General features: G+C 69.7%; 11 protein-coding genes. 6 read left to right on the plus strand and 5 right to left on the minus strand.

Annotation, left to right across the window (positions count from 1 at the left end; all coding sequences use genetic code 11):
• Window positions 1–50 precede the first annotated feature (50 nt).
• The 3 genes from TX83_RS12625 to TX83_RS12635 all read right to left on the minus strand — a co-directional run bounded on the left by TX83_RS12625 (window position 51) and on the right by TX83_RS12635 (window position 2,755).
• Entirely contained in the window at window positions 51–878 is an 828-nt protein-coding gene (locus TX83_RS12625; RefSeq protein ID WP_222423762.1) for an FKBP-type peptidyl-prolyl cis-trans isomerase, read from the minus strand.
• A 118-nt stretch (window positions 879–996) separates the two neighbouring features.
• The gene (locus TX83_RS12630) at window positions 997–1,941 is read right to left on the minus strand and encodes an FKBP-type peptidyl-prolyl cis-trans isomerase (protein ID WP_064748309.1); all 945 of its coding nucleotides are present in this window, start codon (window positions 1,939–1,941) and stop codon (window positions 997–999) included.
• 193 nt (window positions 1,942–2,134) lie between these two features.
• Window positions 2,135–2,755 carry a glutathione peroxidase gene (locus TX83_RS12635; RefSeq protein ID WP_064748310.1) on the minus strand — a complete coding sequence of 207 codons (621 nt, stop codon included), beginning with the start codon at window positions 2,753–2,755 and terminating at the stop codon, window positions 2,135–2,137.
• Between the two features lie 147 nt (window positions 2,756–2,902).
• Between TX83_RS12635 and TX83_RS12640 the strand changes: the two genes are divergently transcribed.
• The 6 genes from TX83_RS12640 (at window position 2,903) to TX83_RS12665 (ending at window position 7,170) form a co-directional block, all read left to right on the plus strand.
• Window positions 2,903–3,376 carry a hypothetical protein gene (locus tag TX83_RS12640; protein ID WP_064748311.1) on the plus strand — a complete coding sequence of 158 codons (474 nt, stop codon included), beginning with the start codon at window positions 2,903–2,905 and terminating at the stop codon, window positions 3,374–3,376.
• A 3-nt stretch (window positions 3,377–3,379) separates the two neighbouring features.
• The gene (locus TX83_RS12645; protein WP_064748312.1) at window positions 3,380–3,757 is read left to right on the plus strand and encodes a GntR family transcriptional regulator; all 378 of its coding nucleotides are present in this window, start codon (window positions 3,380–3,382) and stop codon (window positions 3,755–3,757) included.
• Entirely contained in the window at window positions 3,754–4,638 is an 885-nt protein-coding gene (locus TX83_RS12650) for an ABC transporter ATP-binding protein (protein WP_064748313.1), read from the plus strand. Before TX83_RS12645 ends, TX83_RS12650 begins: the two co-directional genes overlap by 4 nt.
• Window positions 4,639–4,718: 80 nt before the next feature.
• Window positions 4,719–5,666, plus strand: a complete 948-nt coding sequence (locus TX83_RS12655; RefSeq protein WP_064748320.1) for a hypothetical protein — start codon at window positions 4,719–4,721, stop codon at window positions 5,664–5,666.
• A gap of 125 nt (window positions 5,667–5,791) precedes the next feature.
• Window positions 5,792–6,586: a DUF4097 family beta strand repeat-containing protein gene (locus TX83_RS12660; protein WP_064748315.1), complete on the plus strand. Its 795-nt coding sequence runs from the start codon at window positions 5,792–5,794 to the stop codon at window positions 6,584–6,586.
• A gap of 53 nt (window positions 6,587–6,639) precedes the next feature.
• Window positions 6,640–7,170, plus strand: a complete 531-nt coding sequence (locus TX83_RS12665) for a DUF2884 family protein (RefSeq protein ID WP_064748316.1) — start codon at window positions 6,640–6,642, stop codon at window positions 7,168–7,170.
• Between the two features lie 45 nt (window positions 7,171–7,215).
• On the opposite strand, the gene yiaA is transcribed toward TX83_RS12665, so the two are convergent.
• Together yiaA and TX83_RS12675 are read right to left on the minus strand one after the other, a co-directional pair.
• On the minus strand, window positions 7,216–7,626 hold the full coding sequence (gene yiaA / locus TX83_RS12670; protein ID WP_064748318.1) for an inner membrane protein YiaA: 411 nt from the start codon (window positions 7,624–7,626) through the stop codon (window positions 7,216–7,218).
• Window positions 7,627–7,795: 169 nt separating this feature from the next.
• Window positions 7,796–9,517 carry a GGDEF domain-containing protein gene (locus TX83_RS12675; protein WP_079248206.1) on the minus strand — a complete coding sequence of 574 codons (1,722 nt, stop codon included), beginning with the start codon at window positions 9,515–9,517 and terminating at the stop codon, window positions 7,796–7,798.
• Window positions 9,518–9,640 lie beyond the last annotated feature (123 nt).

Below are 9,640 nucleotides of genomic sequence, written 5' to 3' on the forward strand. Positions count from 1 at the left end.
CGGCGCCTGGGCGGCGCGCCGCGTCCGTGGGGACGCGGCGCGCGCGAGGCTCACTTCTGCTGCGGCGGCTGGGTGCCCATCGCGGCCGATTCGGCGCCCTGCGCGTTCGGCTTGACGATGTCCAGCAGTTCGACGTCGAACACCAGGGTCGCGTTCGGGCCGATCGGGCCGCCCGGGGTGCCCTGCTCGCCGTAGCCGAGCTTGCTCGGGATCCACAGCTTGAACTTGCTGCCGACCGGCATCAGCGCGATGCCTTCCTGCCAGCCCGGCACCACCGCGCCGAGCGGGAACACCGCCGGCTCGTTGCGGTCGTAGGAGCTGTCGAAGGTCTTGCCGTCGAGCAGCGCGCCCTTGTAGTGCACGCGCACGGTATCGCTGGCCTTGGGCTTGGCGCCCTTGCCTTCGCTGACGATCTGGTACTGCAGGCCCGAGGCGGTGGTCACCACGCCCGGCTTCTTGCCGTTGGCGGCCAGGAACTTGTCGCCCTCTTCCTGGTTGGTCTTGGCCATCGCGACCATCTTTTCCATCTGCTTGGTGCGCACCTTGTTCTGCAGGCGCTCGCGGATCTGGCGCGCTTCCTCTTCGCTCAGCAGCGGCTTCTCGCCCTTGATGTTGGCCTGCATGGCCTTCTGCAGCACGGCCAGGTCGAGGTCGTCCTTCAGCAGTTCCAGCGAACGGCCCATGTCCATGCCGATCAGGTAGCTGTCCTGCTCCTTCTCGGTCTTCATTCCGCCGATCGCCTTGACCTCGGCGCCCTTGGCCTCGGTCGCGGCCTTGGCGTCGGCGGCCGGCTTGTCGCCCGGCTTGCCGGCCTGGTTGCAGCCGGCGGCGAACAGCGCCATCGAACCCACGGCCACGGCGAAGGCGGCGTTACGCATGAAAGGCTTCATCAAACTGCACTCCTGAATACGGAAAAGCGAAAACGGAATGGGAACCGGCCCGGCGGCACAAACTGCCAGCCGGCAGCTGAACGCAACGAGTCTGCGCGGCGACCGGTCAGAGGATATCGAGCAGTTCGACTTCGAATTCCAGGGTCGCGTTCGGGCCGATCTTCGGCGGCGCGCCCGACGGGCCGTACGCCAGCTCGGCCGGGATCCAGAACTTGAACTTGCTGCCGACCGGCATCAGCGCCAGGCCTTCCTGCCAGCCCTGGATCACGCCGTTGACCGGGAATTCGGCCGGCTGGCCGCGATCGTAGGAACTGTCGAAGGTGCTGCCGTCGAGCAGCGTGCCCTTGTAGTTGACGCTGACCTTGTCGGTCGGCTTGGGACGCTCGCCCGAGCCCTGGCGCAGCACCATGTACTGCAGGCCCGAGCCGGTCACGAACACGCCCTTGACCTTCTTGTTGCCTTCCAGGAATTCCTTGCCCTTCTTCAGGTTGGCTTCGCCGGCGACCGCGGCCTCGGCCTTCATCTTGGCCTGCAGGCGCTCGCTGAAGCCGGTCAGCACGGTGCGCGCCTCGCCCTCGGCCAGCAGCGGCTTGCCGCCGGCCAGCGAAGTGCGCAGGGCCTGCACCAGCACCGGCAGTTCGATCTCGCCTTTGATCTGCTGCAGCGAGGGGCCGACCATGTAGGTGCCGATCAGCAGGCCGACCTTGTCCTTGGCCACTTCCGGCGGCTTGGCGCCCGGCGCCTGGCCCTGCACCGGCTTGCCGTCGCGGGCGGCGATGCGCGCGCGCAGGGCCTGGTCGACGGTGCGCGCTTCGTCCTGGCCGATCAGCGGCTTTCCGCCGTCGAACACGTTCTTGACCGCGCGCTCGAACGCGGCGGTGTCGAGGTCGGGACCGACCGGCTTGAGCGAACTGGCCACGTCGAGGCCGATGGCGTAACTGACTTTTTCGCGATCGTTGGCGAGCACGGTCTTTTCCTGGGCAGAGGCGACGCCGCCGAACAGCGTCGCAGTGGTGATCAACACGGCCGCGCCGCGCACGAAAGCCTTCATCGGGGTCCTGCTCCTGGTTGCAGTCCTGGTGGTGTATCGATACGCCGCAGTCCGGCGCAAGCCCGTCATTGTCGCGGGCCGGCGCTATGGCGGCAATGTTCCAGTGTGACGTCGCGCAAGCTGCGAAGTTCCGCATCCGTCCCGGCCGCGCGCGGCCGAAACCCGACCGTGCGCGCAAATCCGCCGGCCGGGCTCAGCGCTTGGCCGCGCCCGGGCGCGGCGCCGCCAGGGCGCGCTCGATCGCCGCGACCAGCGCCGGATCGTCCGGCGCGGTCTTGCTGCCGTAGCTGGCGATCAGCCGGCCGTCGCGGCCGATCAGATACTTGTGGAAATTCCACTTCGGCGCCTCGCCGCCGGCGGCCTTGGCCAGGTCGCGATACAGCGGCGTGGCCTGCTCGCCGACCACGTGGACCTTCTCGAACATCGGGAACTTGACCCCGTAGGTCAGAGTGCAGAACGCCTGGATCTGCTTCTCGTCATCGAACTCCTGCGCCCGGAAGTCGCCCGAGGGGAAGCCGAGCACGGCGAAACCGCGCCCCTTGTACTTCGCCTGCAGGCCTTCCAGCGCTTCGAATTGCGGGGTGAAGCCGCATTTGCTGGCGGTATTGACCACCAGCAGCACCTGGCCGCCGTACTGCGCCTGCAGATTCACCGGGGTCTTGCCCGCCAACGGCCGGAAGCTGCGATCGAGCAGGCCGCTGGCGGCCGCGATCGCCGAGCCGGCGGCCAGCACGGCCAGGCACAACGCGGCGATGGCGGCCCGACGGGCCGGACGGGGGCGCGCCGCGGGGCGCAACTGCGGGGTCTGGGACATGAACAGGCTCCGTCGCGAGGGGGAAGCCCGGTCGGGACCGGGCGGCCGGCCAAGTATGACTTTAGTTGGGCCGGCGGCGATTGACGCGACGTGTTTAGGTGTTATAGTTGCATACAACACCGGCCCACTAACGAGCAGGACGTTCGAATGAACCGCAAGCTCCACAACTCCATATCGGCCCTGATGGCCGCCGGCGGCGCCCTGGTCCTGGGCCTGGTGATCGCCCTGCCCGCCCCGAGCGTGTCCGCGCCGCATCTGGCCGACGCCGTCCAGAGCCGCCCGATCGACCTCGACCTGGGCCTGATCCAGACCCGGGTCCGCTTTGACCCCGCCTATGTCGAGCGCGCCCGCGCCCGCAGCGGCGACCTGGCCCGCGTCGCCGGCCGCATCGGCGCCCGCGCCGAACAGTTGGAACGCGACGCCGACGGCGCCGCCCTGGCCGCCTTCGCCACCGGCATGGCCGGCGAAGTCGCCGACCTGGCCGCGATCGCCTCGGCCATCGATCCCCCCGCGGCCGCGGAGCCGGCCAGCGCCGAAAGCAAACGCAAGGCCGGGAAGGCCGCGCGCCGCAACCGACGGAACCTCGTCATGCCTTATTTCTCCTTCCTGCCGCGGGGCTGAACCATGACCGCAATCCAATGGAGCGACGGCGCTCCGATCTATCGCCAGCTGAAGGAGCGCGTCGTCGCGATGATGCTCGACGGCGTGCTCAAGCCCGGCGATGCCCTGCCGTCCGTGCGGCAGGTGGCCGCCGAATACCAACTCAACCCCATCACCGTCTCGCGCGCCTATCAGGAATTGGCCGACGAGGCGCTGGTCGAAAAACGCCGAGGCCTGGGCATGTACGTGACCGAAGAAGCCGCAAGGAAACTGCTCCTCAACGAGCGCGAACGCTTCCTGAAAGAAGAATGGCCGCTGGTCCTGGAGCGCATCCAGCGCCTGGGCCTGAGCACCGAGGAACTGCTCGGCGCAGGCAACGACCAGAAGGCGGGCACGCCATGACCGACGCCATCCGCATCGACCCGGGCCACATCGTCACCGCGCGCAATCTGCGCAAGCGCTACCGCAACAAGCTGGCGCTGAACGATGCCGCCTTCGACATCCCGGCCGGCCGCATCGTCGGCCTGATCGGCCCCAACGGCGCCGGCAAGACCACCGCGCTCAAGGCCATCCTCGGCCTGATCGCCTTCGACGGCGACCTGTCCGTGCTCGGCCGCGACCCGCGCACCCAGCGCGACGACCTGATGCGCGACGTGTGCTTCATCGCCGACGTCGCCGTGCTGCCGCGCTGGCTGCGGGTGCGCGAGGCGATCGACTTCGTCGCCGGCGTGCATCCGCGCTTCGACCGCGCCAAGTGCGAGCGCTTCCTGCACGGCACCCAGCTCAAGCCCAACCTGCGCGTGCGCGAAATGTCCAAGGGCATGATCGTGCAGCTGCACCTGGCGCTGGTGATGGCGATCGACGCCCGCCTGCTGGTGCTGGACGAGCCGACCCTGGGCCTGGACATCCTCTACCGCAAGCAGTTCTACCAGCGCCTGCTGGAAGACTACTTCGACGAGAACAAGACCATCCTGATCACCACCCATCAGGTCGAGGAGATCGAACACATCCTCACCGACGTGATGTTCATCCGCGACGGTAAAGTCGTGCTCGACAGCCAGATGGAAGTGCTCGGCGAGCGGTTCGTCGAGGTGCTGGTCAACCCGGACCAGGCCGTGCACGCACGCAACCTCGGCCCGATCGACGAACGCGCGCTGCCGTTCGGCAAGACCGTGATGCTGTTCGACGGCATCCCGGCCGCGCAGCTGGACGGGCTGGGCGAAACCCGCACCCCGGGCCTGGCCGATCTGTTCGTCGCCACCATGAAGGGAACCTACGCATGAACGCCGCAGACGACATCCTCGCCCCCTCGCCCGCCGCGCCGCGCGCGGTCGCCGCGACGCCTCGCCTGCAGACCTTCAAGATGCTGCTCAAGCGCGAGTATTGGGAACACCGCGGCGGCTTCCTGTGGGCGCCGTCGATCGTCGGCGCCATCGCGATCGTGTTCACCCTGCTCGGCGTGGTCGCCAGCACCGTGATGCTGCGCAACGCCGTCAGCAAAGGCGAAGTCGATCTGGAGAACGTCAAGATCGGCGTAGGCGCCGGCTCCGAGGCCGGCTTCGCCGGCGACGTGGCCCTGCTCGGCGGCATCGGCATGGTCAGCATCGTGCTGGTGTTCGTGGTGTTCTTCTACGCACTGGGCTCGATCTACGACGAGCGCAAGGACCGCAGCATCCTGTTCTGGAAGTCGCTGCCGGTCTCCGACACCCAGACGGTGCTGTCCAAGTTGGCCTGGGCCCTGGTGCTGGCGCCGTTGCTGACGATGGCGATCGGGCTGGTGGTCGGCGCGATGCTGTGGCTGATCTCGTGGCTGGCGATGGTGATCAACGGCGTGCCCGGCGCCAGCGCCCTGCTCACCGAAGCGCATCCGTTCCGGCTGATCTTCCAGCTGTTGTGCGCGTTGCCGGTGTACGCCCTGTGGGCCCTGCCGACCATCGGCTGGCTGATGCTGTGCTCGGCCTGGGCGCGCAGCGTGCCCTTCGTCTGGGCGGTGGTCGCGCCGCTGCTGGCCTGCATCTTCGTCAGCTGGCTCGACATCCTGCCGGGCATCGAGATCCCGCACGACAAGATCTGGTACGCCGTCGCCTTCCGCGGTCTGCTGAGCATGGTGCCGGCGAGCTGGTACCTGAGCCCGGGCATGGAGCACGTCCGCGACTCGACCATCCACGGCCCGGAAGAGCTGGCCCGCTCGATCGAACTGGGCAGCAGCCTGCACGCCCTGGGCACCGCCGACCTGTGGATCGGCGCGATCCTCGGCGCCGCCATGGTGTACGGCGCGATCCGCCTGCGCCGCTGGCGCGACGAGGGCTGAGCCCCGCGGCCCCGCCCGCCTCCGGCGCGGCGGGGCCCGATCCGGCCGACCCGGCCCCGCCCGCAACGCAACCATCGCGGCCCACGCCGCATCCATCGAACTCCCTTCCCGCCCTGGAGCCTCCGATGCGCCCCTTCGTCCCCCGCGCCCGTACCGTTCGCCTGCTCCCCGGCCTGCTCGCCCTCGCCCTGCTGCCGCTGGCGGCCCAGGCCGAACCGCGCTGCGATCATTCGCAACCGCGCGAGTTGAAGCTCGACCTCGCCGGGGTCAAGGCGGTGGTGTTCGAGAGCGGTTCCGACGATCTGCACATCGTCGGTTCGCCCGGCGCCCGCGCCGAAGTCCGCGGCAGGGCCTGCGCCTCCGACGCCGCCGATCTGGCCGGCCTGCGCCTGAGCCAACGCCGCGCCGGCGACAAGCTGATCGTGCGCGCCGAACACGAGACCCAACTCAACCTCGCGTTCAACCGCTACGCCTACATGCAGTTGCACGCCACCGTGCCGGACAGCACCCGGGTCCAGCTCAAGACCGGCTCCGGCGACGTCGATGTCGACCGGGTCGCCGCGCTCAGCATCGACGTCGGTTCCGGCGACATCAAGGCACGCCGCGTGCGGGGCCTGACGGTGGCCGATGTCGGTTCCGGCGACGTCGATCTGGAAGACATCGGCGCGCTGCAGGTGATCTCGCTGGGCTCCGGCGACCTGCTCGCGCGCGGCATCGGCGGCGACGCCAAGCTCGGCTCGGTCGGTTCCGGCGACGTCGCCCTGGAACGCGTCGGCGGCTCGGTGACGCTGGACCGGATCGGCTCCGGCGACCTGGAAGTGCGCGACGTGCGCGGCGACCTGCGGGTCCGTTCGATCGGCAGCGGCGACGTGAAGCACGCCGGCGTGGCCGGTCGCGTCGACCTCCCCAAAGACGATTGACGCCCGCTGCGGCGTCCCCTCTCTATCAAGGCGATACCCAAGGAATCTCGGCGATGAAACTTCCGCTCGCGTCCGCGCTGTGCCTGTCCTTGCTCGCCGCCGCCGCCGGCAGCGCCTGCTCGGACCGCGCGCCCGAAGTCCACGTGATCGCGCCGGTCAGCCTCTCCGGCGACCGCATCCAGGTGCGCGGCAAGAGCGGCGCCCGCGCCGAGATCGGCCCCGACGGCGCGCTCAGCATCGACGGCCGCCCGGTCGCGCTGGCGCCGGCGCAGCTGGATGCGAGCCGGCGCTACTACGTCCAGGCCATGGGCATGACCCAGGACGGCATCGCCGTCGGCAAGGCCGGCGCGGCGCTGGCCGGCAAGGCGGTCGGCAACGTCATCAGCGGCCTGACCCAGGGCGACACCGAGTCGATCGAGCGCAAGGTCGAAGCCGACGCGAAGGAAGTCGAACGCCAGGCGCTGCGCCTGTGCGAACGGATGGCGTCGCTGCGCGCCGCCCAGGACGAGCTCGCCGGCGCCCTGCCGGCGTTCCAGCCGTTCGCGGTGGTCGACGCCGACTCGGTCAACGACTGCAAGAAGTGAACGCCAGGCACGGGCGCCGACGGCGCCCGTGCCGGCCGGCCCGGCTCAGTCCTCGTAATCGCGGCCGGCGGAATCGCGGGTGTTCTTCTGCACTGCGATCGCGCCGAACAGGCTCAAGGCGAAGGCCATGCCGTAGAAGCCTTTCTCGCTGAGCATCAGCTGCGCGTTCCACAGGCCGACGAACAACAGCAGCAAGGCGCCGACCATCGAAAACCAGGCCAGGCCGTAATACAGGCCGGTGACCGGAATGCCTTCCATCCTGTCGCGCACGCTCTTTTGCACCGAGACTGCGGCGAACAGGCCGTACAGCAACAGGGTCAGGTAATAGCCTTTCTCGTTGAGCAGCATGTCGGCGTTCCACAAGCCGATCAGGAAGGCCGTCGCACCGAGCAGCAACGCGCCCCAGGAGGCGCCGACGAAGGCGGCGGAGGGCTTGCGGGAAATGACGCGATTCATTCGGGATCCTTGTCGTAGTAGCGGCCATGGCCGAGCGGCCGCGCGGGCGGCGTCGCGATCGGCCTGCGTTCGTCGGCCGATGCGGGCACCGGCCGGTGTCGTACGGGCGCTCCCAGCCCGCGCGCGCACTATGCCGCGCGCCGGGACGCCTGTCATCCAACCCGTCGCCTCAGGCCGCGCCGGCGGCCGGTACCGCGCCCAGAGCGGCGCGATCGGCGGTGACCCGGTCGCGACCGGCGCTCTTGCTCGCGTACAAGGCCGCATCGGCGCGGCGCAACAGCTGTTCGCCGCTCTCGCCCGGCCGCAGTTCGGCCACGCCCAGGCTCAGCGCGATCGGAATCAGGCGGCCCTCGATCGACAAAGGATGATCGTTCAGGGCCAGGCGCATGTGCTCGGCCACTCGCAGCGCCTCGTCCAGGCGCGCGCCGATCAGCACCGCGACCATCTCGTCGCCGCCGTAGCGCCCGCACAGATCGCCCGGGCGCAGCCGGTTGCGCGCGCGCAGGGCGACGATGCGCAAAGCTTCGTCGCCGGCGCGGTGGCCGTGCTCGTCGTTGATGCGCTTGAAGTGATCGATGTCCAGAAACAGCACCGACAGCGCCTCGCCGCTGCGCTGCGCGCGGCCGACCGCCGCGGCCAACGCCTCTTCCAGCGCGGTGCGGGCCAGCACGCCGGTCAGCGCATCGTAGGAAGCGCGGTGCTGGGCGCGGTCGCGATCGTGGCGCAACTGGCGCAGGCGCGAGGTCAGGCCGAACAGCAGGGCCAGGCCGCTGAAGGCCAGGCTGGAGGGATAGGCGAACTCCAGCCAACGGTACATCGGCCACCAGCGCTGGTAGGCGCCGACCAGGGCCACCAGGCTGACGATCAACGGGCTCCAGGCCACCAGCAGGAACACGCCTTCGCGCTGGCGCCGCCATACCGCGGCGCCGATCGCGTACAGCACCACCGCGATCGCGGCCAGCAGCACCAGGTTGCCGAAGCTGCCGCTGTAGCGCCAGGTCTTGAAGATCGTCACCGCGATCAGCCCGCCGAGCAGCACGCAGCAACCGTCCAGCAGGCGCGCTGCGGTCGGCTGCAGGTCGCGCAGCCGCAGGAACAGGCTGAAGAAACGCAGCGACGCGACCACCGCCGCGGTGTTGAGGATGATGTCCATGCGCCGGTCCAGGGCCAGCGGCCCCAGCTCCAGCCAGGCGCGCATTTCGCCGCCTTCGATCGCCATCGCCAGCATCTGCGTGGCCAGGGTCAGCCCCAGGAACACGTAGCCGCGCTCGCGCAGGCCGATCCACAGGCCGAACGCCAGCAAGGCGATCAGGCCGAGCACGGTCAGCACGAAGGTGCGCACCGCGACGTACACGATGTCGCCCCGGTAAACCTCCTGGCCGGGCAGGATCGAGACCTGCGCCGGCACCACGTCGGCCGCGATCATCCGCAGGTACAGGGCATCGCCGCGGCGCAGTCCCTGCGGCAACGGAAACACCAGAAACCGGGTCGAATGGCTGTAGTCGGCATCGTGGCCGTAGATCGCGCGCGCCAGCGGTTCGCTGTCGCCCGGCCGCCACAGTTCCACCCGTTTGCGGTGCGGCGGGGTCAGCACCAATTGCGGCGCGTTGTGCGGGGCGATGTCGCGCAGGGCGACCAGGCGCCACCAGCCCACTTCGCGGCGCGCGGTCGGCACCAGCCGGCCGTCCTCGACCTCGGCGAAACCCGACGCGGCCGCGCCGGACAGGACCTGCCACAACGCGGGTTCCTCGGCGCCGGTCCAACGCGCGACCGCCAGCTCGGTGGCCGGCGGCGGCAAAGCGGTCTGCGCCCGCAAGGGGCCGCACCACACCAGAATCAGGCACAACAGCGCGAGCCCCGCTCCGCCGATGCGCCACACCCCTCGATCCATGCCCGTAATCCGATGGTGCCCGCCGCAACCGCCGCGCCAAAGTCCGCCAACCGCGGCCGGCGACGGCGCGAACCGGCGCCGCAAGCGCCTGCGGCGGCAAAGAGTAACCCGGGAGGCGGCGAT

The sequence above is a fragment of the Lysobacter antibioticus HS124 genome (assembly GCF_000336385.2).
Classification (GTDB): Bacteria; Pseudomonadota; Gammaproteobacteria; order Xanthomonadales; family Xanthomonadaceae; genus Lysobacter; species Lysobacter firmicutimachus.